This window comes from Glutamicibacter mishrai (genome assembly GCF_012221945.1).
In the GTDB taxonomy this organism is placed as follows: Bacteria; Actinomycetota; Actinomycetes; order Actinomycetales; family Micrococcaceae; genus Glutamicibacter; species Glutamicibacter mishrai.
Genome location: NZ_CP032549.1, coordinates 2,194,431 through 2,216,517 on the forward strand (window position 1 = coordinate 2,194,431; position 22,087 = coordinate 2,216,517).

Annotated in this window: 25 protein-coding genes; 10 read left to right on the plus strand and 15 right to left on the minus strand. The window is 58.7% G+C overall.

The window, feature by feature from the left end; translation table 11 throughout:
• Positions 1-63 precede the first annotated feature (63 nt).
• From D3791_RS10330 to D3791_RS10340, 3 genes are all read right to left on the minus strand, one after another.
• Positions 64-363, minus strand: coding sequence for a transcriptional regulator (locus D3791_RS10330; protein WP_022875509.1), 300 nt, complete (start codon positions 361-363; stop codon positions 64-66).
• Complete coding sequence (locus tag D3791_RS10335; protein ID WP_172512123.1) at positions 347-820, minus strand: hypothetical protein; 474 nt, start codon at positions 818-820, stop codon at positions 347-349. The genes D3791_RS10330 and D3791_RS10335 overlap by 17 nt, the downstream gene beginning before the upstream one ends.
• Positions 821-881: 61 nt before the next feature.
• A complete protein-coding gene (locus tag D3791_RS10340; RefSeq protein WP_172512124.1) occupies positions 882-1,340 on the minus strand; it encodes a 23S rRNA (pseudouridine(1915)-N(3))-methyltransferase RlmH in 459 nt (152 codons plus the stop codon).
• A gap of 63 nt (positions 1,341-1,403) precedes the next feature.
• Between D3791_RS10340 and D3791_RS10345 the strand changes: the two genes are divergently transcribed.
• Positions 1,404-2,117, plus strand: coding sequence for a phosphatase PAP2 family protein (locus D3791_RS10345; RefSeq protein WP_172512125.1), 714 nt, complete (start codon positions 1,404-1,406; stop codon positions 2,115-2,117).
• Here the strand turns inward: D3791_RS10345 and D3791_RS10350 are convergent.
• Entirely contained in the window at positions 2,086-3,057 is a 972-nt protein-coding gene (locus tag D3791_RS10350) for a D-2-hydroxyacid dehydrogenase family protein (protein ID WP_172512126.1), read from the minus strand. The two genes, D3791_RS10345 and D3791_RS10350, sit on opposite strands and share 32 nt — an antisense overlap.
• A gap of 126 nt (positions 3,058-3,183) precedes the next feature.
• The gene (locus D3791_RS10355; RefSeq protein ID WP_172512127.1) at positions 3,184-5,031 is read right to left on the minus strand and encodes a calcineurin-like phosphoesterase C-terminal domain-containing protein; all 1,848 of its coding nucleotides are present in this window, start codon (positions 5,029-5,031) and stop codon (positions 3,184-3,186) included.
• Positions 5,032-5,210: 179 nt separating this feature from the next.
• Between D3791_RS10355 and D3791_RS10360 the strand changes: the two genes are divergently transcribed.
• Both D3791_RS10360 and D3791_RS10365 read left to right on the plus strand, forming a co-directional pair.
• Positions 5,211-6,338 carry a hypothetical protein gene (locus D3791_RS10360; protein ID WP_022875515.1) on the plus strand — a complete coding sequence of 376 codons (1,128 nt, stop codon included), beginning with the start codon at positions 5,211-5,213 and terminating at the stop codon, positions 6,336-6,338.
• A 48-nt stretch (positions 6,339-6,386) separates the two neighbouring features.
• Positions 6,387-6,833: an acyl-CoA thioesterase gene (locus D3791_RS10365; protein ID WP_172512128.1), complete on the plus strand. Its 447-nt coding sequence runs from the start codon at positions 6,387-6,389 to the stop codon at positions 6,831-6,833.
• 62 nt (positions 6,834-6,895) lie between these two features.
• Here the strand turns inward: D3791_RS10365 and pcaC are convergent, their stop codons facing one another.
• From pcaC to D3791_RS10395, 6 genes are read right to left on the minus strand one after another with little or no spacing between them, the layout of a single operon-like run.
• On the minus strand, positions 6,896-7,294 hold the full coding sequence (gene pcaC, locus D3791_RS10370; protein ID WP_172512129.1) for a 4-carboxymuconolactone decarboxylase: 399 nt from the start codon (positions 7,292-7,294) through the stop codon (positions 6,896-6,898).
• Between the two features lie 15 nt (positions 7,295-7,309).
• Positions 7,310-8,107 carry an alpha/beta fold hydrolase gene (locus tag D3791_RS10375; protein ID WP_172512130.1) on the minus strand — a complete coding sequence of 266 codons (798 nt, stop codon included), beginning with the start codon at positions 8,105-8,107 and terminating at the stop codon, positions 7,310-7,312.
• Positions 8,089-9,498, minus strand: coding sequence for a lyase family protein (locus D3791_RS10380; protein WP_246242012.1), 1,410 nt, complete (start codon positions 9,496-9,498; stop codon positions 8,089-8,091). The genes D3791_RS10375 and D3791_RS10380 overlap by 19 nt, the downstream gene beginning before the upstream one ends.
• A gap of 47 nt (positions 9,499-9,545) precedes the next feature.
• On the minus strand, positions 9,546-10,124 hold the full coding sequence (gene pcaG, locus D3791_RS10385) for a protocatechuate 3,4-dioxygenase subunit alpha (RefSeq protein WP_172512131.1): 579 nt from the start codon (positions 10,122-10,124) through the stop codon (positions 9,546-9,548).
• A complete protein-coding gene (gene pcaH, locus D3791_RS10390) occupies positions 10,124-10,930 on the minus strand; it encodes a protocatechuate 3,4-dioxygenase subunit beta (protein ID WP_172512132.1) in 807 nt (268 codons plus the stop codon). Before pcaH ends, pcaG begins: the two co-directional genes overlap by 1 nt.
• Positions 10,931-10,965: 35 nt before the next feature.
• Positions 10,966-12,162, minus strand: coding sequence for a 4-hydroxybenzoate 3-monooxygenase (locus D3791_RS10395; RefSeq protein ID WP_172512133.1), 1,197 nt, complete (start codon positions 12,160-12,162; stop codon positions 10,966-10,968).
• 160 nt (positions 12,163-12,322) lie between these two features.
• Here D3791_RS10395 and D3791_RS10400 point away from each other — a divergent pair, with 160 nt between their 5' ends.
• The gene (locus tag D3791_RS10400; protein WP_172512134.1) at positions 12,323-12,793 is read left to right on the plus strand and encodes a DUF3237 family protein; all 471 of its coding nucleotides are present in this window, start codon (positions 12,323-12,325) and stop codon (positions 12,791-12,793) included.
• A 15-nt stretch (positions 12,794-12,808) separates the two neighbouring features.
• Here the strand turns inward: D3791_RS10400 and D3791_RS10405 are convergent, their stop codons facing one another.
• Positions 12,809-13,552, minus strand: coding sequence for an IclR family transcriptional regulator (locus D3791_RS10405; RefSeq protein WP_172512135.1), 744 nt, complete (start codon positions 13,550-13,552; stop codon positions 12,809-12,811).
• Between the two features lie 9 nt (positions 13,553-13,561).
• The gene (locus tag D3791_RS10410) at positions 13,562-14,755 is read right to left on the minus strand and encodes an MFS transporter (protein WP_172512136.1); all 1,194 of its coding nucleotides are present in this window, start codon (positions 14,753-14,755) and stop codon (positions 13,562-13,564) included.
• A 206-nt stretch (positions 14,756-14,961) separates the two neighbouring features.
• Between D3791_RS10410 and D3791_RS10415 the strand changes: the two genes are divergently transcribed.
• The 4 genes from D3791_RS10415 to D3791_RS10430 are packed head-to-tail and all read left to right on the plus strand — an operon-like array spanning position 14,962 to position 18,356.
• Entirely contained in the window at positions 14,962-16,173 is a 1,212-nt protein-coding gene (locus tag D3791_RS10415; RefSeq protein WP_172512137.1) for a thiolase family protein, read from the plus strand.
• Between the two features lie 18 nt (positions 16,174-16,191).
• The gene (locus tag D3791_RS10420; protein ID WP_172512138.1) at positions 16,192-16,863 is read left to right on the plus strand and encodes a 3-oxoacid CoA-transferase subunit A; all 672 of its coding nucleotides are present in this window, start codon (positions 16,192-16,194) and stop codon (positions 16,861-16,863) included.
• Positions 16,863-17,519, plus strand: coding sequence for a 3-oxoacid CoA-transferase subunit B (locus D3791_RS10425; protein WP_172512139.1), 657 nt, complete (start codon positions 16,863-16,865; stop codon positions 17,517-17,519). The genes D3791_RS10420 and D3791_RS10425 overlap by 1 nt, the downstream gene beginning before the upstream one ends.
• Before the next feature lie 51 nt (positions 17,520-17,570).
• Positions 17,571-18,356 (plus strand): IclR family transcriptional regulator domain-containing protein, encoded by a 786-nt coding sequence (locus D3791_RS10430; RefSeq protein WP_172512140.1) that lies wholly within the window; start codon positions 17,571-17,573, stop codon positions 18,354-18,356.
• Here the strand turns inward: D3791_RS10430 and D3791_RS10435 are convergent, their stop codons facing one another.
• On the minus strand, positions 18,357-19,244 hold the full coding sequence (locus D3791_RS10435; protein WP_172512141.1) for an esterase/lipase family protein: 888 nt from the start codon (positions 19,242-19,244) through the stop codon (positions 18,357-18,359).
• 204 nt (positions 19,245-19,448) lie between these two features.
• Between D3791_RS10435 and D3791_RS10440 the strand changes: the two genes are divergently transcribed.
• Positions 19,449-20,087, plus strand: coding sequence for an alpha/beta hydrolase (locus D3791_RS10440; RefSeq protein WP_172512142.1), 639 nt, complete (start codon positions 19,449-19,451; stop codon positions 20,085-20,087).
• 62 nt (positions 20,088-20,149) lie between these two features.
• Here the strand turns inward: D3791_RS10440 and D3791_RS10445 are convergent, their stop codons facing one another.
• Entirely contained in the window at positions 20,150-21,247 is a 1,098-nt protein-coding gene (locus tag D3791_RS10445) for an ABC transporter permease (RefSeq protein ID WP_172512143.1), read from the minus strand.
• Between the two features lie 79 nt (positions 21,248-21,326).
• Between D3791_RS10445 and D3791_RS10450 the strand changes: the two genes are divergently transcribed.
• The gene (locus D3791_RS10450; protein ID WP_172512144.1) at positions 21,327-21,761 is read left to right on the plus strand and encodes a MarR family winged helix-turn-helix transcriptional regulator; all 435 of its coding nucleotides are present in this window, start codon (positions 21,327-21,329) and stop codon (positions 21,759-21,761) included.
• Positions 21,762-22,087: the final 326 nt, after the last annotated feature.

Consider the following 22,087-nt stretch of genomic DNA (forward strand, 5'->3'; position numbering starts at 1 on the left):
TAGCCAGTTGCGAACTGGAAATTGTTCTGTGATGTCGACATTCGTTAACAACTCGAGAAGATCTTATTCTGCAGTAATTTCACGCAACGCAGCAACATGGCCAACATACGCTCGACGGCCGATCCTGGTCAGTGAAACTCGCACATGGCTGCGGCCCAGTTTCGTGAACCGTTCAATATCAACGTACCCAGTATCGCTCAGTTGCTTCAGATGCTTGCTGAGCACCGAATCCGCAACGCCTAGGTTCTGCTTGAGCTGCGCGAATTCAGCCCATTCAACTGGGGCCAAGCTTGCACAGATCCGTAACCGCAATGGAGCATGAATCAGCTCATCAAACTGAGCCTTGCTAGTTGGCTTGATCATTGCCGTCCTCGACGCGCGCCTTGTTGTAGGCCGTTTGCATCTTGGTCACTAAGAACATGCCACTGATGAAAGTGACAAGAATTTTCGCGAGAACTTCTTCCATTCGCGTAGCATCCCAGAACCTGAGGCAATTGATCAGCAGGACGCATAGAAAGAAATATCCTGCGTAAGCGCCCGTCAGGAGACTTGGACTGTTGATCAATGTGCGTGGTTTTGCACGACCCCGTTGAGCCAAAACATACCAAAGGATTATTGGAAGATAGAGCAGTGTTAGCCAATAAGCCTGTGGTGGATAGGCCTGGATCAGCGTGAAGACCACAGCGGAGACGGCGACTACGCTGGTGAGCAAACCACGCGGGTTTCCAGAGGTCTTGACCATCTGTTCTGATTCTTGCGCTACAGATTGCAGCAGTCTCGCTGCGTCATCTTGTCCCGGACGATCATTTGGCGAAACCATGGCACCCACTTTCCGTTATGGAAAGTCTTGTCTTTCCAACTTGGAAAGTCAATAGGCGGGTTTACACGTGATGGTATTTTCCGCCACCCAAGATGTCCTGTGCGCGGTACAGCTGCTCGGTCAGAATCAAGCGCACCAACTGGTGCGGGAAGACCAGCTTGGACAGCGACCAAGTGAAATCTGCGCGGGCGTGCACCGTGGGATCAACGCCGTAGGCTCCGCCGATGATGATGACAACATTGCGTGAAGAATCGATAGGGGAGCGCAGCTTGTTTGCCAGGGCGGGAGAATCGATGTTCTTGCCTCGTTCGTCGAGGAGCACCACAAAGTCGCGGTCATCGATCTTCGCCAGAATGCGTGCCGACTCTTCTGTGCGAGCAGCGTCGTTCTCGCGTGAAGAGTGATTCAGCAACTGCCAGGTGAGGTTAAAGGGCTTCTTGAGTCGCTTCTCGTAACGGGAAATTCCTTCGTCTACCCACGACTCGTGTTTCTTGCCAACTGCCAGCACCTTGATTGTCATACTTCTATTGTTCCGCATTCCTCGGTTGGATGCTTTGAATCATGCACCGATACGATGGAGGACATGAGAAATCCGAGACCCCTTCCGTCAGGCCAACGACCTAGCGGCGTGCAGGTGCTCTGGATGATCTTCGGCATCGTCGTTGCCATCTTCTACTTCACCCGACGTGTATTGGTATCACTGCATGCCGGAGGTTGGGCCACGGACCTCGACGCACCCACCTACCAATGGGTTTTGGACAACCAGTCGCCGGTCCTTTTCGCAATCTCTGATTTCTTGTACTTCTGGGGATCAACACCCGGCATGAGCATCATCATGGTGCTGATTACCGGACTGCTGAGCTGGAAAACGCGAAGTATCTGGCCCTTTATCGCAGTGGCCCTAACCGCACTCGTATCCGTCGGGCTGACCATCCTGCTCAAGGCGAGCCTGCAGGTGCACCGGCCAGAAGGAATTCCCGGCGGTCCAACGCCGCCACTGTCTTACTCATTTCCCAGCGGGCACACGCTGAATTCCGCAGCGCTCATTGGCATTTCCAGCTACCTGGCCATCATTTACGGGCTGCGCCGCTACGCCTATCTCATCTCGATCGTGGCAACACTGTTTGTTCTGGCCATGGGCGCATCACGGATCTACATCGGGCATCATTGGGTCTCAGACGTGCTGGTGGGACTGCTGATTGGAACCGCGTGGGCCGCCGTAGTGGCGATCCTCCATTACTTCTTTGTCCCTCGGCGCAAATTGCCTAGCTCAGTACGCGGATCGGTGAACCGCTAGACCAAGCGCGGATATCTTCAACCGCGTCACGGTAGAACATCGAAAACTGTTCAATGGTTACGTAGCCAATATGCGGGGTCGCAATCACGCCACGAGTGCCCAGCAAACGATCCTTGGCCGGCAATGGTTCGGTGTCGAAAACATCGAGCGCTGCCAGATAGAGCAGCTCGTTTTCAAGGGCTGCGACGAGCGCGTCGGTCTGCACAATCCGGCTCCTCGACGTATTAACCAATATGGATTCTGGCCGCATCCATGCCAACTGCTTTGCGCCAATGGCGCCGGTGCTTCGCTCCGAGAGTTTCAGATGAACGGTCACTACGTCGCTGGTGGCAAAAAGCTCCGCCTCGGATACCAATTCCACGCCGACCTCGGTAGCCCGGGCCTTGGTGAGGTTCTGGCTATAAGCAATGACCCGCATGCCGAAAGCCAGACCGACCTTCGCCACCTTGGAACCCAGATTGCCCAAGCCATAAACGCCAAGGGTTTTGCCTGACAAACCCATGCCGAAACTCGTTTGCCACGGCTCAGCTTCGGAACGCGGGTTCGCTGAGGAGAACAGTTCCACGTCCAATCGGCGGGCGGCGGCTAAGATCAACGCCCACGTATGCTCCACTGCATCGGTGGGGACGTAACCGGTGTGCGAGACTACGACGCCGTGCGCGGCCGCCGCTTCCAAGTCGATGGCTCCGTTGCGTCGGCCTGTGGTGACCAGGAGCTTGAGGTTAGGCAGTAGCTGAAACCTCGATGCCGGGAATGGTGTGCGCTCACGCATGGCCACGATGACATCAAAGTCTTTCAGCGCCGCGCAGACAGTTGCATCATCATGCCCGAGGTGCTCATTAAAAACTGTCAGCTCGGCGTCGTGCTCGGTCGCCAGGCCTTCAAAATCTGCGAGGTCAGTAGCAACGTTCTGGTAGTCATCCAAAATGGCAATGCGCATGAGTTCATCCTAGATGTTCGCTTGCCGTACCAACGCGTTTTTATGCTCCGTGAGCGACTTTAATCCTTCAGGAGACAAAATGGTGGCTGGCGCACGATGCGCCAGCCACCACTCACAGACTGAAAACTAGTCGGTGACTTCGAAGTTAAGCTTGTCAGTGAAGGAGCGACCATGAACATCGGTGGTTGTCACTTCAGCGGTGTGCGATCCGGTCTTCAGATCATTTGGCAGTTCAAGGCGCCACAGGTGGCTGGTCTTCTCAGGCAGTCCACCGCCGTAGACAAACTGCTCGGCAATAGCCACTGGGTCCGAATACTTGGCACCAGTTCGGGCAGTTTCTCCGGTGAGCGACTGCGTACGCGTTGATTTGACTGGATCTTGTCCATCAATGGATACCTCGACCTTGGAACCGGTGCTGCCCATCCAGACATTGGTAGTCAGCCAGGTGTCCTTGGCAAGATCTTCACGGCTCACCGACAGTGGATTCTTCAGAGGCGCGATGGTGCCGTATTCCTTGTCGACGTTCTCCTCGTACCAATCGCGGTAAGCAGGAGTGTTCAGGCCGACAGCCATCTGATCGCTCTCATCTGCGCCGGTGGGAGTGAACCGCTCGGTGATCTTGGTGTTCTTGATGTCCAAGGTCAAAATACCTGGAGGGGTGCCATCCTGCTGGAGGGAAGTCGGGTAACCGGTTTCGGTGACTCGTCCGCCGTACCATTGGCCGGCAACAGCCGGAACGGTCAGGTGGGTAAATGGCAGGCCGGCTTCGCCTACTTCGTCCAGCCAGCCCTTCATCAAATCGCCCTTGCGAAGGTTTTCGGACATGTGGGTGTGGCCGCCCAAGGAGACCACTTCACGGCCCTTGAGAATCTTGTAGATGTCCTTGACCTCTTTGGTGGTGTGCTCATCGTTGAAGAAGAATTCCAGCAATGGGCTGTGGCCGGCCAGGACAATGGCCTTGTTCTTCGGCACCTTGGCAATGTCTGCGCGCAGCCATTCAAGCTGCTGCTTGCCTAGCTGGTAGGTGTAGTCGCTGCGCTTCGCTGGAACCTTGGTGGGGTACTCGATGGTGCTCAGCGCGACCACGTGGGTCTTGCCGGTGTCATAGGAGTAGTACTCAGGGCCGAATTGAGCGCGGTAGGTATCAAACTCGTGCACGCCGTCCAGGGAATCAAAGTCGATGTCGTGGTTGCCTGGGAGGAAGCGAGCCGGGCCGTTGAGCATGGAAGTCAGCTCGCGGGTCTGGGCGAACAGCGACAGGTCATTGCCCACGAGGTCGCCGATGAACAGCGCGCCGCAGCCGGTGTAGTCGGTGCGTGCGGCCAGGTCGGCGAAGGCACCCTTGCGAGCGTATTCGACTTCCTTCTGGTTATAGGTCTGCACATCGGCACCTATAGCGCAGCTCTGGTTCGGCGACTGGGTGGCAGCACTTCGCGTCAGCGGGAAGTTCACGGCCTCGGGCAGTTCGCCGGTAGGCGCGATGCCGCCGTATTTCAGCTTGGGGGAGCCTTCTGGCAGGTGGATGTAGGAGAACTGGGCCACGTTGTTTTCATCCACTGGCACCTGGAAGCCGCGAGGTTGGGTGACAAAGACGGTCATGTTCTCAAAAGCGGGAAGCTCGTAGCGTCCCTGGCCGTCGGTGGTGACTACGTCGCGGCTGTTGGAAACGGTGACGTTGGGCAGGCCTGGCTCATTGGCGTCCTGCTTGGAGTTCTTGTTGCTGTCCTCGAAGACTACGCCTTCGAGGGTCTTGTCTTTTGCTGCTGTTTTTTCATCTTGTGCACGGACGACCTGGACTGATCCTCGGTAAGCGGACGAGTTCCAGTCTGCAGTCTTCTTTGCTGCTGGTTCTGGATCGGGTGCGGAATTGGCGGCGGTGAGACCGGCCGAAGCTGCCAGGACAACGAGTGCTCCTGCGGTAGCTCGTAGTGGGGTGATGTGATTGGTTTTGCCGGGTCGAGCGAAGAATTTCACGTACGTTCCTCCGGGGTGGTGACAATCTGCCGGCCCTTTGGCCGACCTTTGCCAACGCTGTCAATCTAAGGTGAATAACAGCCCCCGCTCAGGTAATGTCGAATAATCGAATCCGTTAATACTTACAAGGTGTCTTGGGCGTATTTAGCTATCAGTGATCAGAGAAAGCGGTTGCGAGCATGGAGATTGTTGACGCACTACTGCAAGGGCAGCGCGGACGGCGGCTGTTGTGGGAATTTGCCATCGCCAGCGAAGGACAGAATCTGGCAACTTCTGACGAACGTCCTCTGCTCTCCGCGATGTTCTATGCGTCGTACAGTATCGAATCGGCCCGGGGAGACGGAGTAGTGCTCTTCTGCGGGGAACAAAGCGATGTGCCCGAGGTCGGTCCTGCTGGCCTTGCCCGGCTGCTTGAGGGCAACGAACTTGTCCCGGTCACCGAAACCCTGCTTCAAGCGGCGTTGGCACGTTCGGTAGATGCCGCACGCTATTGGCAAGAACCGGACGGCCACGACACTCTGCTGGCAGCGCCCGAGCTGGTTCGTGGCCTGGAACGCGTCGCACAGCATATCTCAGCTTCTTCGGCGGCCGCACAGTGGGCGGCGGCCATGGACGAACGCGCCCAGTTCCGCATCGAATTCGAGGAGCAGGATCCAGTTGTTGTTCCTCAGCGGACTGACCGCAAAGCGATCGATACGTTGCTTCGCTGGAAAGAGCAGTTGATCATTGCGGAAGCTCGTGCTGCAGCAGAAAGGCCAGTGCCGGTGACAGCTGCACTTAGCGGAGAATGGTGGTCCGTTCCTGACCAGCTCTTGCCTAGTAGCACCGGAGTTTTTGCCAACAAAGAACCCGTTGGACTCAGTTGCGTGGAAGACGGATTCGGCTGGGAACGTGCCAGCGCCAAGATCATGAGCGTGCCGCCTGCAGCGAATGTACTGGAAATCTCCACCGCAGAAGACTGGATACACCTCTGCAGAGAACAGGGAATCGACGTCACCGCGCAAAAGCGCCACGATTGGTACCGAGTCACTGGGCGCGATGGCGCGTGGAAGATCCCCGATTGGTTGGCGGTTGCACGTCGTTACGACGGAGTGCATTTGAGCATTGCTGCGTACCTGGCGCTAGCCGGCGAATGTCTGGCAGTCGACGAGAAATTTTCCACCGTGATTGCCGGCTGGGATCCAGACCGGACTTTTTGGTTCACCGACGCGCTGCGGTTCTACGGGCCTGCGCAGGAGTGGACCTGTCTGGAGGCCAATAGCGAGGATTCAAGGTGGGTGTCCTCTGGTGAAGCATCCACTTCATGAGCCGTAATGGGCACGGAAGCCAGCCGATATCCTGGTGCAATGGGTTACATGAATAAAGCACAACCCGATGAATTGGCAGCCGCAACGGAAATGGTGTTGCAGCTGCGTTGGTCGGATCAGGATGCATTGGGGCACGTGAATAACGCCCGCATTGTCACACTGATGGAAGAGGCCCGAATCCGCTGGACTCGCGAAGATGGTAGGACCGGTCGATTCGAGTTCGGAACGGTCGTGGCTTCCATCCAGATCGACTACAAACGGCCACTGTACTACCAGCCTGAAATGGTGATCCGTATGGGGATCAGCCGGGTCGGCAATAAGTCATTCACCGTGCGGGGTATCGGCTATCAGGACGGCCAGCCGGTGTTCGACTCGACCACTGTGATGGTTCCGTTGGATGCTGACGGGGTGTCCTCACGAGTGCTTAACGATCAGGAACGCAGCTGGCTGGAATCGTCGCTGATTCCAGCCGCTGGCGTACGATCAGGAAACTGATCTGAACTTCTGGCTCCGCATCGTTGGCGAGCTGTCCGCAGAACGAGCCGCGAGGGCGGTACCTACTTTGCTGCGTATTCGTCCAGAACCTTCTTGCCGATCTTAAACGCAACGTTCGCAGCAGGCACTGAACAATAGATGGCGCACTGCAGGAAGACTTCCTTGATTTCCTCAGGCGTCATTCCGTTGCGCAGTGCGGCGTGAACATGCATTTCCAGCTCTTCCCAGTAACCGCCGGCAATCATTGCGGTCAGGGTAATGGCGCTGCGGGTAGTGCGAGTCAAGCCATCGCGAGTCCAGATGGTGCCCCACGCGTAGCGGGTGATCATTTCCTGAAACTCGTCGGTGAACTCGTTCGAATTATTAGTGGACTTGTCAACGTGCTCGTTGCCGAGTACTTCGCGGCGAACGGCCATGCCCGCATCGTAGGAGTCGCCCGGAAGGCGCTGTGAATCAGTCATGCTGAAGTTGCCTTTCTAGCTGGTGAGGAAGAAATCGGCGAGTAGTGCTGCAGTCTCTTCTGGAGCTTCGGCGGGAGCCAAATGGCCCGCGGATTCCACAATGGCAGCCTGGCCCTTGGGCGCGTGCTGTTCGATGAACTGCGCGTCGGCCGGCGGGCACACCTCATCTTGTGCGCCGTTGATTGCCAAGATCGGATCGGTCGCGGTAGACAGTTGCTCGCGCACGTCGAAACCTGCCAAGGCGCCGCAGACGTGGGCGTAGGCGAAGCGGTCTGCATCCTGCAGGCTGTGCAGCAAGCTTGCTGAAATCTCTGGCTCCTTCTCGATGAACCCGGGAGCGAACCAGCGCTGCGCGGAGCCTGCAACCATGGTGGGGGTTCCGGCCTTCGCCACGAGTTCCGCCCGCTCGGTCCAACCCTCGGGCGTGCCAATTTTGGCCGCGGAGCAGATCGAGGACAGGGCGTTGAAGAAGCCGGGATGATCCACGGCCAGCTGCAGTGCGGTGGCGCCGCCCACCGAGACTCCCGCGTAGAACAGCTTGCTGCCATCGGCAATCACACCGTTAGAACGCAGGGCCTCGACCATGGTGGTGACGCCGGTGGCGAGCTCGGCTAGCGTGAACTCTTGTCTCGAGGGCTTGCTGGCACCGTGCCCGGGCAGGTCCCACGCGATGACCTGGAAATGATCTTTGAGATATGGAACAGCCGGACCCCACAAAGGCAGGGCCGCGGTGCCCAGCGATGGGCCTGCGATGAGGGTGGGGAGTTCGCTATTGGTGTGAAGTAGCGACGGAGTTAGTTCTGGGACTGCCATAGTTCCTTCCGTGCCGAGTACTCGGCCAATACGGTTGCGGTGAAGCGATCCGCGGCACCGAGGTAGCCTTCGGGATCAAAAAGTTCGGTCAGCTCGGCATCGCTGAGGTCTTGCGCGGGGATCTGGGCACGCAGCAGTTCGCGGAGGGGGAGCTCTTCGTTCAAACTGCGGCGCACGAGGGCCTGGATGGCAGGTTTGCCACCGGCCACCAGCGGGGCCAACACGGTAGCCAAGCGCTCGGAGAGCACAGCGTCCCCGCCCAAGGCGAGGTTGCGTTGCATGGCTGGAAGATTCACGCTCAGGCCATTGGCCAGGAACGATCCATGGAATGCCGCGCCCGCGGCAAGGCGGGCCAATTCGCGCAGGGCGCTCCACTCGGCGTGCCAGCCGCCGTCGGGGCGTTCATCCACCGCGGTGCCGGCGGCGGTGAAGAGCGTTGAGAGCAAACCGGGGGAGCTGAAAGCGGCGTTGCGCAGCAACACCGAGCGCACCGGGTTCTGCTTCTGCGGCATAGCCGAGGACCCTCCCTTGCCTGCTTCGCGAGGTTCGGACAGTTCGCCGATTTCCGGACGCGAAGCGGTGAGCACATCGGCGCCGAAGGTGCCCAGTGCGGCAATGGCTGCGCCCAGGGCGGAGCCGAGTTGGAGGATAGGCATGCGGTTGGTGTGCCACGGTGCCCCCGTATCCTGCAGGCCCAAGTGCTCGGCCAACTGGGAGCTGAGCTGCCCGCTGGTGGTTGCGGCAGTGTGATTGCCGGCCAGGAATTGTTCCAGGGAGGCCAGGGTTCCTACCGCGCCACCCCACTGCAACCGCAGCTGCAGTGATGCTGTCTCCAGCTGCTTTTCGGCATCCAGAATCGCCGAAAGCCAGCTGGCCGCTTTCCAGCCGAAAGTGGTGGGCAATGCGTGCTGGGTCAGTGACCGGGCGATGCAGACCGTCTGGCGGTGTGCCTGGGACAGGGCTGCGAGTCCGTCGGCGGTACTGCATAGATCGGCCTGCACCTGGGCCAGCGTCTTGGATAGGACAAGCATCAGCGCGGTATCGATAATGTCCTGGCTGGTCGCGCCGCGGTGCAACGCCGTGCTCGCGGACGCGGGGGCACCATCGTGGGCGAGCAGCTCGCGCATCATGCCCAGCAACGGGATCAACGCGTTGGCGCCATCCGGAGTTTTCGAGGCCAACAGCGCCAGGTCGTAGCGCTGGGCGCTGGCCACCGCGTGAACGGCCTGCGCATCCTTGGAGCTGCACAAACCGGCATCGGCCTGGACCTGCACCCAAGCGGCCTCGACATCCAGCATGGCCTGCACAAAGGCGGTGTCGCTGGACAGCGAAGCAGCCGCGGTGCCAGCCCACGCTGGAGCCAATACGCCGTAGTCTGCGCCGTCCATCATGTCCCTCGATTCTTTACTGAATAAGTTTGAGCTCTCCGTCTTGAACTCTAGCCTTCGCGCGGGTAGGAAAGGAAAACTGTTTCTTCCTCGCCCTGCAAACGGATATCCAGGCGCAAGGATCCGTCCGCTTCGCGGGTCGCAATCAGTGTTTTGCGCTCTGCCTCCGTCAGCGATGCCAGCAGGGGATCGTTGGCCAGCGCGGCGGTGTCCTCTGGCAGATAGATCCGGGTGAACAGCCGGTTGAGCAAACCGCGGGCGAACACCGTGAGCATGATGAACGGCGCTTTGCCTGGCTCGGTGGCGCCAGGGTTCAAAGTGGTGAAGGTGTAGTGGCCGACGTTATCCACCGCGGTGCGTCCCCAGCCGGTGAAGGTGTAGCCATCACGAACCAGCGAGCCTTCGCGCGAAACCACATTGCCGTCTTCATCGGCCTGCCAGATTTCCAGCAACGCGTCGGGAATGACTTCGCCCTTGCCGTCATAGACCACCCCGTGCAGTCGCACGGAGTTAGGATGAGCCTGGTTGACCAGCTCGTTGTCCTTCTCATAGGGCAGCGCGTAGCCGTAGAACGGGCCGATGGTCTGACCCGGGGTGGGCGCAAGTGTCAGTTCTGGAGCCTTGGACATTAGTGCTCGCCCTCTTCCTCTTCCATCCAGGTGCGGTTAGATCCGGTCAGTACGATGTCCCAGTTGTAGCCGGTGGCCCATTCGTGGGAGGTGATCGAGTGGTCGTAGGCGGCCACCAGACGGTCGCGCGCATCCTGATCTGTGATCGATTGGTAGATCGGATCCAGCGCGAAGAGCGGATCGCCCGGGAAGTACATCTGGGTGATCATGCGCTGGGTGAAGTCCGTGCCGAAGAGCGAGAAGTGGATATGTGCCGGACGCCACGCATTGTGGTGGTTCTTCCATGGGTACGGTGCCGGCTTGATGGTGGTGAAGGAGTACTCGCCGTTGGCTCCGGTGATCGTCCGGCCCACCCCGGTGAAATTCGGGTCGATCGGGGCTGGATGCTGATCACGCTTGTGCACGTAGCGGCCGGCGGCGTTGGCCTGCCAGATTTCCACCAGCTGCCCGGCCACCGGGCGGCCGTCGCCATCAAGCACTCGGCCGGAGACCACGATGCGCTCGCCGATCGGCTCGCCATTGTGCTGGATAGTCAAATCCGATTCCAGGGCGTGGACGTCGCGCTGCCCGAAGGCCGGGGAATACAGCTCAATGGTTTCGGGATCCGCGTGGTGCAGGTTCTTGGTCGGGTGGCGCAGCAACGATGAACGGTACGGTGCGAAGTCCACGCGAGGCTGGGTCTCGGCTTTTTTGCCGGAGAGCAGCTGCTGGCGGTAGTCCTCATGGATGCTGGAGATTTCGGCGCTGATATCTTCCTGCGTGGCCGTGGTGGCTGCGGGATCCAGTGCATTGGTGTTGGCGCTCATGTCGGCTCCTTTCTGAAAATTGGCGGGGGTGCGAATTAGGCGTGGGGCCAGCCGGTGTAGGACTCGGCGAGGTATTGCTGTCCGAAGCGCGAGGAGGTGACGGTATCCAATTCACCCAGTGCTCGCTTGGCCATGAACGGGTCGCCGCCCACCGGGGTGTGCAACATGGAAGTCATCCAGTAGGAGAAGTTTTGCGCCTTCCAGACCCGCTTCAGGGCCAGATCCGAATAGCCTTCCAGCAGTTTGTCGCTGCCGGTGGAGAAGAAGGAATCCAGCGCTTCAAAGAGCACTTTGACGTCTGCGAAGGCTAGATTCAGTCCCTTGGCACCGGTGGGCGGAACCGTGTGCCCGGCATCGCCGATCAAAAACATTCGGCCGTGGGATAGTGGCTCGCGGACAAAGGAACGGAATCCCAGCACGGTCTTGTCGAAGATCGGCCCGGTCTTCAGCTGAAAGTTATCCGGCCCGTCCACGCGCTTTTGCAGTTCGGTCCAGATGCGATCATCGCTCCACGCGTTCACGTCTTCATTGGGGTCGCATTGGAAGTACATGCGCTGCACGGATTCGCTGCGCTGCGAGATCAGTGCGAAACCATGGGGCGAGTTGGCATAGATCAGTTCCGGTGCAGATTTTGGTGCCTCGGTGAGAATGCCGAACCAGGCGAAGGGGTAGGTGACCTTAAATTCTTGGCGCAGGGTTTCGGGCATCTGGCGGCGGGCGAAGGAGCGCGAGCCGTCAGCGCCTACGATCACATCGGCGTGCACTTCAAATTGTTCGCCGGTCTCGTCGGTGAAGCGGAACTTCGGGGTGGAGGTTTCCATATCGAGGATCTGTGTGACTTCGCAGCCGTAGCGCACATCTCCCTGATCGCGCTGCCGGGCGGCGGCCAGATCGACGAACACCTCGTTCTGCGCATACAGGGTGACCGTGGCGTCCACCAGATCGCGGAAGTCCAGCGGGTGGGATTCACCGTTGAAGCGCAGGTCGATGCCGGCATGCTCATCGCCATGGGTGAGGACCCGTCCATCCACCCCAGTCTCGGTGAGCATTTTGACTGCTTGAGCTTCGAGGATGCCGGCGCGATGGGTATTGCGGATCGTTTCGTGATCGCGCATCTCCACCACGATGTTCTCGATGCCTGATTTGGAAAGCAGATGAGAGAGCATCAGGCCGGCGGGACCGCCACCGATGATGCCAACCTTGGTTTTCAGGATGCGTGGCGTCTTTGCCATGGGTCCACCTGTCTGTGTGCGAATGAAACATCATCAAGTGTGCGATGAGTGTGACCTCGCAGACAGCAACGGTCTCATTGAATGAGAAATATGCCTGGTTCTGGTCGAATAATTGACCACCTAGGTAACATCGGTGGCAACTCGGAAAGGACTTATCAAAGTGCGTTACCCAACCCCGCCGGCCTTGGAATTTGTGGCATCAATCGAAGTCGAAGTCAGCGAAACCATCACCATCGGCACCACTGCGCAAGGGATGCGCAGGGTGGCGCCGATTCGTGGCGGTACGGTTTCAGGCCCCGGAATTTCCGGTCGAGTGCTGGATGCCGGCGCAGATTTCCAACGCTACCCAAGCGAAGACCTTGGGTTGTTGGAAGCGAACTACGTGTTGGAGCTGCATGACGGGCATCGAATTCTGGTGGAAAACCGTGCGATGCGCGTAGCTACTGCCCAGGACCTAGCCAGCATGATGGCCGGCGAGCACGTGGATCCACGCCGAGTGTATTTCCGCTGCGTCCCGTCACTGTCCGCCGACGAATCTGGGCCATATGCCTGGATGAATCGGATGCTCTTTCTGGGCACCGGAGAACGCCGGCCAGAAGGTGTGCGCATCGACGTATTCCGCGTGAAATAGCGTGCCGAACTATCGTTAAGACCTAGCGCCCAGCGCGCGGGAAATGCCGCGCGCTGCGGTGCGCAAGGCTAGTGCCACCGACTGCAAAGTATCGGACTCACGCGGAACCACCACTGAAAGCACAGCAATTTGGTAACCCGACTCATCAAGGATGGGGGCTGCCGCTCCCGTGGTTTCCGGATCGATGAATCCATCAAAGGAAGCAAAACCGTTGCGTCGTATCTCCGCCATTTCGGCCCGAAAATTCGGATGGGTGGCGGCCATCAACTCCCTGTGCCGTTCTAAGAAACCGTGAATGACCTCTGGGCGTGAAAACGCCAGCAAGGCCATGCCCATGGACGTGCGATGCACCGGCATGCGGCCCGCGACATTGGCCTGGTTGACGACCGAACCTGGGCGCGAAAGCCGCTCGATAATCAGCACTTCATCCTGGTGCAGGACCGATAACTGGGTGTTCTGCCCGATGAGCTGATTGATATCTTCCATGAACGGCATCGCGGCGGTGCGTAAATCCTGCGTGGTCGCGCTTCTGTTGGCGAGCTCCCAAAGTCGCAGGCCCAGCCGAACGTTTCCCGAGTTATCCCGAGCCAGCAAGTCATGGCTGACCAGCTCATCAAGCAACCGGTACATCGTTGCTTTCGGGATGTCGGCGCGATGGGCCAGACTACTGACGCTTAATGAAGGATTATTCGCGTCAAAGGAATCAAGGATCCGCACCAGGCGGTCCAGCATTGAATCCCCGCTAGGAGAATTGGCCATGGAACAACTCTAACCACGCTGTGGCTTCGGGATCTGGGCAATAACCAGAACCGCCAGCAGCGCCGCACCACCGTAGAGGAAGAATGCGCCCGGGTAGGCGGTACCGGAGGCGACCATCAAACCGGTGATGTATGGGCCGATGATGGCGCCAAAGCGGCCGATGCCCGAGGCCAGACCGATGCCGGTAGCCACCAAATTGCGTGGGTAAACGTGCCCGGCGAAGGCGTACATCAGGCACTGGGCGGAGAAGACGAATACGCCGGTGACAAAGAGGACTGCGGTCAGAAGCGCCTGGCTTCCAAAAGGTATCGCCAGCACCAGAAGCAGTACTGCAGCAGCGGCGAACCAGATGAGCGAGACGAGTTTGATCCCCTTGGAATCGGCAGCATAGGCGCTAATGAATAGGCCTGCGATTGCGCCTAGATTCAGCACAAAGAGCATGGTTAGCGAGTCGGCGACCGGGTAGCCAGCGGCGCCCATGATTTTGGGCAGCCAGGCGTTCAGTCCGTAAACCAGGACCAGACCCATAAATGCGGCAATCCATAAACCGATCGAGGTGCGTAGATATTGCGGCTTGAGTACATCGGAGATCGAGGTGCGTTCACTGCTTGAAACAACTTCGCTTTCGGGAAGCTTGAACCAGAGCAAAGCCAGTAAGGCCAGGCCCAGCCCGCCACCTAGGAAGTACAGCACGGACCAGTGCACCCCGGCGGCCTTGCCAGCCAACGAGGCCAACACCGCGCCGAGGTGGTAGCCGACCATCGGCAGGTTATTGGCCAGTGCACGCCGCCCCACTGGAGCGTTCTCCTGCATTAAGGCCAGGGCTACCGGCATGCAACCACCAAGGCCAAGACCGGCGATAAACCGGAACAGCCCCATCAAGAAAGCGCTGGGCAGGAACGGGAAGAGCAGGGTGAACACCGAAAAGACGAGCACGGCAATCAGCAACGGTCGGCGCCGTCCAAAGCGGTCGGCCAACCGCCCCATGGTTGCCGCGCCAACTCCGACGCCGATCAGCGAAAAGGTATTAACCCAGTTCATTTCGCTGACGCTGAATCCGCCAACGCCTGGATCGGTCAGCACCGGGATGGTGGCGCCCAGGGCGACAATGTCGTATCCCTCAAAGACCACGATGAAGAAGCATAAGGCGGCGATCCAGCCGCCGAGCTTACGTTGTTGAGTTTCAGCTGTTGCCGAAGACATGAGTCGCCCCTTTGAGATCATGCAAATGTGATGCGTGACTCATTGCACGCAGTGGTGATCCTAGCACTAATTTCGCAATGCGCACCAGTGTTCGTTGAGTGAACTTTTTGAGAATCTCTTGATTGAGTTTGCAGCGACTGATAAAGTTCATATCACGAACTTAAGTTCACATCGTGAACATCCTTCAGCAACGGAGCAGTGAGACTATGCAGCAGGCGTACCTGTACGACGCAATTCGCACCCCCTTCGGCAAGATCGGCGGAGCATTATCGAGTCACCGGCCCGATGACCTCGCCGCGCACGTGGTGCGTGAACTGGTAGCCCGTTCGCCCAAGCTTGATGTGAACAGGATCGACGAATCCATCTTCGGTAACGCCAATGGCGCCGGCGAGGAAAATCGCAATGTCGCCCGCATGGCCACCTTGCTGGCCGGGCTTCCCACTTCGCTGCCCGGCACCACCATGAACCGCCTCTGCGGCTCCTCGCTGGATGCCTCGATCGCAGCTTCCCGCCAGGTCGCCACCGGCGATGCCGACCTGATTCTGGTCGGCGGCGTGGAATCGATGAGCCGCGCCCCATGGGTGCTGCCAAAAACCGAACGCCCCTTCCCGGTGAGCAACCTGGAACTGGCCAACACCACGCTGGGCTGGCGCCTGGTCAACCCCGCCATGCCGGGCGAGTGGACCGTCTCGCTGGGCGAGGCCACCGAGCAGCTGCGCGAAAAACACAACATCTCCCGCGAAGACCAGGACGAATTCTCCGCCCTCTCGCACCAGCAGGCAGCCGCCGCGTGGGATGCCGGCAAGTATGACAACCTGGTGGTGCCGGTGCCACCGGCCACCAAGCGCGGTAGTGAGGTCACTCGCGACGAGTCCATCCGCGCCGACTCCACCGCGCAGGCCCTGTCGCAGCTTCGCACCGTCTTCCGCACCGGAGAGAGCGCCACCGTCACCGCAGGCAATGCCTCGCCAATGAATGACGGCGCCTCGGCGGCCTTCATCGGTTCGGAAAGGGGCGGCGAGCTGCTAGGGCAGGAACCTATCGCGCGCATCGTCTCCAATGGCGCCTTTGCCCTGGAGCCGCAGTTCTTCGGTTTCGCCCCGGTCGAGGCCGCCAATAAGGCCCTGGCCAAGGCTGGCCTGAAGTGGTCGGATATCGCCGCGGTTGAACTGAACGAAGCCTTCGCGGCCCAGTCACTGGCCTGCATCCGCGCCTGGGATATTGACCCAACAATCCTCAACGCTTGGGGTGGAGCGATCGCCATCGGCCACCCGCTGGGAGCTTCCGGCCTTCGCATTCTGGGAACCCTAGCCCGCCACCTAGAAGAAACCGGCGAGCGCTACGGGCTGGCTGCCATCTGCATCGGCGTGGGCCAGGGCCTTGCCGTGGTCATCGAAAACGTCAACGCTACCAAGTAGCTTCGAAAGGACTTCATCATGGCACCACGTATTGCCAGCTCAGTGGCCGATGCTGTCGCAGAAATCAGTGACGGCTCGACCATCCTGATCGGCGGCTTCGGCAATGCCGGCCAGCCCATGGAGCTCATTGACGCGCTCATGGATTGCGGCGCCACCGACCTGACCGTGGTCAATAACAACGCCGGTCAAGCCGATGCGGGTCTGGCGCTGCTGATCAAGGAACGCCGGGTCAAGAAGATCATCTGTTCCTTCCCGCGCCAGTCCGACTCATGGCACTTCGATGAGGCCTACCGCGCCGGCGAGATCGAGCTAGAACTAGTTCCGCAGGGCAACCTGGCTGAGCGCATCCGCGCTGCCGGGGCCGGCATCGGCGGGTTCTTCACCCCTACCGGGTATGGAACCCTACTGGCTGAAGGCAAGGAAACCCGTGTGATTGACGGCAAGGGTTACGTTTTGGAAACGCCGATCCACGCCGACTTCGCTTTGATCAAGGCGCTGAAGGCCGACACCTTTGGCAACCTGGTGTACCGCAAGACCGCGCGGAACTTTGGCCCGATCATGGCCACCGCCGCCAAGGCAGCCATCGTGCAGGTGGATGAAGTGGTCGAGGTCGGAAGCATCGATCCGGAACATGTGATCACCCCGGGGATCTATGTGGACACCGTGGTAGCTCTTGGAGGAGAAAAATAATGACTGAAACGCGCACCACCGAAGACAAATTGACCCGCGATGAAATGGCGCAATTGGTAGCCCGCGATATTCCCGCCGGAGCCTTCGTGAACCTAGGCATCGGCCAGCCGACCAACGTCTCCAACTTCCTCACCGCGCAGCAGGGAGTCACCCTACACACCGAAAACGGCATGCTCGGCATGGGACCGGTGGCTAGGGGCGAGGACATCGATGAGGACCTGATCAACGCCGGCAAGATCCCGGTGACCGAACTGCCAGGAGCCGCCTACTTCCACCATGCCGATTCCTTCGCGATGATGCGCGGCGGCCACCTGGATGTCTGTGTGCTCGGCGCCTTCCAGATTTCCGAAGATGGCGATTTGGCCAACTGGCACACCGGAGCCGAGGGTGCGATTCCGGCCGTCGGCGGCGCCATGGATTTGGCCATCGGGGCCAAGGCGACCTGGGTGATGATGAGTCTGTTCACCAAGACCGGCGAATCGAAACTGGTAAAAACCCTGAGTTATCCGGTCACCGGGCTGGGCTGCGTTTCGCGGATTTACACCGAGGTGGCCGTCTTTGAGCTGCGCGATTCCAAGGTTTTTGTCCGCTCGGTGCACGGCATCAGCTTTGATGAATTGCAGGCGAAGGTCCCGGTAGAACTGACCTGGGCCTAGAGACACAGTAGATTAGTGGGGAGTCCCCTCTAATCAGTGTGTGCAAGGAGTATGGTGAGCGAGCAGGCAACACCTTCAACATCGGTCCAGTCCCTGGCCCGCGGATTGGCAGTGATCAGCTGCTTTGACGCGGAGCATGCTTCGATGACCCTGTCCGAGGTTGCCGCGCGCACCGAACTCTCGCGCGCCACCGCCCGCCGATTCCTACTGACCTTGCAGGAGCTGGGCTACGTGCGCTCGGACGGGAAGCACTTTGAATTGACGTCCAAGGTGCTGCAGTTGGGCTACTCCTATCTCTCCAGCGCCACCTTGCCCCAGCTGATCGAGCCGGTGCTGGAGGACTTGTCGGCCAAGGTGCATGAGTCCGCCTCCGCGTCGGTGCTTGATGGCTCTGAGATTGTGTATATCGCTCGGGTTCATACCCGATCGATTATGCGCGTTGGCATCTCGGTGGGCACCCGATTCCCAGCGGCCAATACCTCGATGGGCCGAGTGCTATTGGCCTTCGGCTCAGAAGAACTTCGCGAGAAAATTCTCGCCGAAGGTTTTGCCTCGCGCACCGGGCTGGGTATCAAGACGGCAGCAGCCCTGCGCGAGGAACTGGAACAGATCCGCACGCAGGGCTACGCAGTGGTTGATCAAGAGCTAGAAATTGGGCTGCGCTCGGTGGCGGTTCCGATCTACAACGCCGACGGTACGGTGGCTGCCGCCATGAACGTGTCGATGAGTGTACATCCGGCCAGCGAGCAATCAGCTAACGAAGCGGCACAAGCCATCCTGCCCGCGCTGCATCAGGCCGCCACGCAGGTGCGCGAAGCCTTGGCTTCTAGTCGCTAATTAGATCGTGCACGATGGGCGGTAGGCCCGGTCCGCCGGCCCTTCGGTGCTCAGTGCGTTGAGTACTAGCCGGTGCATTACCGGGTCGTGGTTGATCCCGACATGTCCAGATAGATCCAGTGGACATTTATCTTGGATCAGGATGTTGGTGACATGCTCCGGGGGGCCGTCGAGGAACTGGGAGCGGTACGGGGTGACAACTTCGTCGTACTTCGTAGCAATGACGGTATAATCAGGTCCTTTGACCGTATCGCCGATCGAGTTCAACTCGGTGAGGAATTCGCTGCCGGCTACCTGATCCATACACGCGTCGCAAGCAACAGCGCCGACAACGTTGATCAGTGTCATTCCTGTGCTGGAAGGGACAATGACACCTTGGGTGCCGTGGCTCGAAGGGGAGATGGCAACAAAGTCATTCACGTACTTCGCCCCACCCAGATGTCCCATATACCAGCGAGGCATCATCCCTCCTTGGCTGTGCCCGACCATATCGACCTTGGAAGCACCGCTCGCTGCGCGTACCTTGTCGACAAAGTCGCCCAGCTGTGCCGCTGATTTCCTGATATCGCCGGTGCCCGGAAGGCCACTTTCAAGGCCGTAGTTCAGGGCGTAAACGCAGTAGCCTTGGGCCTTGAGCGTTGGTGAAAGGGTTAGCCAATTATCGGCCATGGTTTCAAAAGTTCCGTGGACCAGGACTACCGGACGCGGATGCTTCGCGCTGGGCTCGCAATTCCAGTCATTCGCGCCCAAGGGGCTGATGTTTAGCGAAGCGGTGCTGGTGCTCTGGGCTTGAGCGGAATTTCCGGAAATTGGTGAGATCACGGGTGCGCCAAACGTAGCTGCAGCCAGGCATAGCGCGGCTAGTCCGGAGAAAATGCGTCGTTGCATGATGTCCTTCGGTGGAAGTGATGATGGACTACCCATCGTTACCGGTGAGTAGTTAGTGATCATGATCACAGTTGTTGTGGATTCTGTCTACAACTCCGGGGGGTCGGGGTAATGAGCGGGGGAGAATTTACTTGTAGCTTCAACTAAATGAGTTATGCTGAGTTAGAAAGATTTCCCAACGATCACACAGGGGTGCGCCTAAGCATGGCTCGGCAACTTGACGATGTGCGCAGTGCGCAATGGAGTAGTAATCCTGAATCCGGGGCGATCGTGCTCTTCTTGCACGGCTTTGGATCTAACGAGCATGACCTGAGTACCTTGGCTGAACCGCTGGACCTAGGACTGCCTTGGGCCTCACTCCGCGCGCCGTTAGAACTGGGGCATGGAGGTGCAGCATGGTTCCAAATCACCACTCCCGGTGCGCCTGATGCGGCGCCCGTGGAACTGGCAACCGACATGATTTGGGGCTGGGTAGAGGCGAACCTTGACCCTGACATCAAGATCATTCCCATCGGCTTCTCGCAGGGCGGACTGATGGCCAGTCAACTACTACGTACCCGTCCCGAGCGTGTGGTTGCAACGACGATTCTCGGCGGATTTGTGCTCGGCGCCGACCAGCCGGGTGACGAGATTCTTGCTGAGCAGCGTCCGGGTGTCTTTTGGGGCCGAGGCCAGCAGGACCAAGTTATTGCTCCGGTGGCCATTGATCGGACAACTCAGTTCTTGCCACAACATTCCACCTTGACCGAGCGCACTTATCCAGGCTTGGCGCACGGAATCAACGCAGATGAACTCTTGGATGTTCGCTCGCATGTGACGAGCCAATTGACTATCGGCAAATAAAAACGTCGCCAGTAGCTCACCGTGCGGTGAATGACTGGCGACGAGTATCGGTAGGAAGCGGACTACGCTGCCACGGTCCGTTCTACTTCTTCAATTTTTGCGTTTTCGTTGGCCAGGCGAGTGTTATGGGCGCTCCATGCGTGAGTCGCGCACATCAGCGCCATACCGGGGATTAGCCACAGGATCAGTCGCAGAATATCCATGCCGATTCCCTGTTCAGGGAAGTACACCAAAGTTTGTACCGCGTGCAACCATCCGGCACCATTCCAGAAGGTATTCAGTGCTCCGAAGAATCCAGGCTGCATGGCTGGCTGGAAAATGCCGCCGGAGCTAGTGAAGTTCAGCGCCACAAAGCACATGGTCAAAATCGGAGTGGTCCAATGGCGCAGCAATGGGTGTAGGCCCATGCCCAGCATGATGATTGAGACTGCGTACACCCACGAGATCAGCCAAATGTTGGCGAAATGGTTTTCGATTACCTGGTAAATCGGACCAGCGACGACCACCGCAATGGTTGCAATTACCGCTGCTGCAACAGCTGCCATGGCAAAGCGAACGGGCAGCCTAACCTTTCCCATGAAGCCGGCCAGTGGGACCGCGCTGGCATAACCACCGATGCTCAAGGCGACCAGTAAGAAGAACAGACCCTGCCCGCTGGTGTCATTGTCACCCGTTGGAACCACGTCGTTGACTTGGAACGGCTGACCCTGTTTAAAGGCAACGTTCATGAAAACTTTTTGGGCTACGTTGTCTGAGGTCTCCGACGCTGCACTTGAAACGTAGAGGGTGGCTGAATCTTTGGTGGATTCGTAGGCTGCCACGATTTCGCGATTCTCTACCAATGCCTTGGCGGATTCCTCGTTGTCGACAGTGCGCACGTTCAGTGCCCCGTCCGATTCATCCTGCAGTGTCTGGGCAAAGACCTTGGTAGCCGCTGAGTCTCCAACTACTGCCACCTGCACGTTGTGCGGTGTTGGCTGATGGAAAGCGCCGAGGTAGAACAAGCCCATGATCGCGCACAAAAAGAACGGGATCAGCATAGTTCGCGCCAGCTTGCCCCAACCCTTCGGAGCGGGCTTGGCCGCAGCAGTTTTTTGCGGTGCGGAATTGGAATGTTTGGCGGCTGGGGTGCTAGGTGCGGTGGTATCGGTGGCAGTCATGATGTTTTAAGAATACCGCTTGTGTTGCATAATGCAACAAATTGTCTTGAGTTGTGGGCCACGTACTAGACTCGGTGCTATGAGCGGGGAACGACGAGAGATAGATATCGAATCGGTCTATCACCACATGCAAATGATCACGCGACGCGCCAACTCGCGCGCACGACAATTGGCTGAGCCTCTGAGTATGGTGGAGCATTCACTGCTGCGATTCATCGCCGATACCCCCGGCACACGCGCTACCGACATCGCCGAAGCCTTCGCGTTGAACCGCTCAACTGTCTCTCGGCAAGTGGGGACGTTGCTGGACTTGGGCTATGCGGTCTACGACGATTCCGAAGCGGGACGAGGGCGCGTTCTAGAACTAACCAAACTTGGTCAGGAACGCCTTGATGCATCGGCTGCTGTACACCGCGCTGCGGTGACCGAACGCTTGGAAGGCTGGAGCGAAGAGCAAATTAGCGACTTCGTTTTGGCACTGAAACGCTACAACGAGGCCGACAACGATCTGTAACTAATAGCTCGAACAAAAGGAATTGCGTCATCCATAACACGTAGCAGGAGATCGCGGATTAGTTCGGGGTACAGAAATAGCAATTATTCATCAGCGTTGACTTGCTGAATTCGAAGGCGTTAATCTGGTTGTGCGTATTTTCGATGTGAGGAGCAGGATCTTGAAGACTAAGTCACGGATTGTTTCTGTACTTGCTACGGTGGGGCTAAGTGCAGGGATTTTACTATCAGCGTCCCCGGCACAGGCATACGACCACTACTGGGTGAGCAGTTTTGATACCAAAGCGCAATGCCAGGCGACTACGCTAACCAGAATTGCGGGACTGA

Excerpts from the sequence above, each read along its gene's own strand:
- D3791_RS10330 (WP_022875509.1), bottom strand. The coding sequence starts at position 363 with ATGATCAAGCCAACTAGCAAGGCTCAGTTTGATGAGCTGATTCATGCT.
- D3791_RS10335 (WP_172512123.1), bottom strand. The coding sequence starts at position 820 with ATGGTTTCGCCAAATGATCGTCCGGGACAAGATGACGCAGCGAGACTG.
- D3791_RS10340 (WP_172512124.1), bottom strand. The coding sequence starts at position 1,340 with ATGACAATCAAGGTGCTGGCAGTTGGCAAGAAACACGAGTCGTGGGTA.
- D3791_RS10345 (WP_172512125.1), top strand. The coding sequence starts at position 1,404 with ATGAGAAATCCGAGACCCCTTCCGTCAGGCCAACGACCTAGCGGCGTG.
- D3791_RS10350 (WP_172512126.1), bottom strand. The coding sequence starts at position 3,057 with ATGCGCATTGCCATTTTGGATGACTACCAGAACGTTGCTACTGACCTC.
- D3791_RS10360 (WP_022875515.1), top strand. The coding sequence starts at position 5,211 with ATGGAGATTGTTGACGCACTACTGCAAGGGCAGCGCGGACGGCGGCTG.
- D3791_RS10365 (WP_172512128.1), top strand. The coding sequence starts at position 6,387 with ATGAATAAAGCACAACCCGATGAATTGGCAGCCGCAACGGAAATGGTG.
- pcaC (WP_172512129.1), bottom strand. The coding sequence starts at position 7,294 with ATGACTGATTCACAGCGCCTTCCGGGCGACTCCTACGATGCGGGCATG.
- D3791_RS10375 (WP_172512130.1), bottom strand. The coding sequence starts at position 8,107 with ATGGCAGTCCCAGAACTAACTCCGTCGCTACTTCACACCAATAGCGAA.
- D3791_RS10380 (WP_246242012.1), bottom strand. The coding sequence starts at position 9,498 with ATGATGGACGGCGCAGACTACGGCGTATTGGCTCCAGCGTGGGCTGGC.
- pcaG (WP_172512131.1), bottom strand. The coding sequence starts at position 10,124 with ATGTCCAAGGCTCCAGAACTGACACTTGCGCCCACCCCGGGTCAGACC.
- pcaH (WP_172512132.1), bottom strand. The coding sequence starts at position 10,930 with ATGAGCGCCAACACCAATGCACTGGATCCCGCAGCCACCACGGCCACG.
- D3791_RS10395 (WP_172512133.1), bottom strand. The coding sequence starts at position 12,162 with ATGGCAAAGACGCCACGCATCCTGAAAACCAAGGTTGGCATCATCGGT.
- D3791_RS10405 (WP_172512135.1), bottom strand. The coding sequence starts at position 13,552 with ATGGCCAATTCTCCTAGCGGGGATTCAATGCTGGACCGCCTGGTGCGG.
- D3791_RS10410 (WP_172512136.1), bottom strand. The coding sequence starts at position 14,755 with ATGTCTTCGGCAACAGCTGAAACTCAACAACGTAAGCTCGGCGGCTGG.
- D3791_RS10415 (WP_172512137.1), top strand. The coding sequence starts at position 14,962 with ATGCAGCAGGCGTACCTGTACGACGCAATTCGCACCCCCTTCGGCAAG.
- D3791_RS10420 (WP_172512138.1), top strand. The coding sequence starts at position 16,192 with ATGGCACCACGTATTGCCAGCTCAGTGGCCGATGCTGTCGCAGAAATC.
- D3791_RS10425 (WP_172512139.1), top strand. The coding sequence starts at position 16,863 with ATGACTGAAACGCGCACCACCGAAGACAAATTGACCCGCGATGAAATG.
- D3791_RS10430 (WP_172512140.1), top strand. The coding sequence starts at position 17,571 with ATGGTGAGCGAGCAGGCAACACCTTCAACATCGGTCCAGTCCCTGGCC.
- D3791_RS10435 (WP_172512141.1), bottom strand. The coding sequence starts at position 19,244 with ATGCAACGACGCATTTTCTCCGGACTAGCCGCGCTATGCCTGGCTGCA.
- D3791_RS10440 (WP_172512142.1), top strand. The coding sequence starts at position 19,449 with ATGGCTCGGCAACTTGACGATGTGCGCAGTGCGCAATGGAGTAGTAAT.
- D3791_RS10445 (WP_172512143.1), bottom strand. The coding sequence starts at position 21,247 with ATGACTGCCACCGATACCACCGCACCTAGCACCCCAGCCGCCAAACAT.
- D3791_RS10450 (WP_172512144.1), top strand. The coding sequence starts at position 21,327 with ATGAGCGGGGAACGACGAGAGATAGATATCGAATCGGTCTATCACCAC.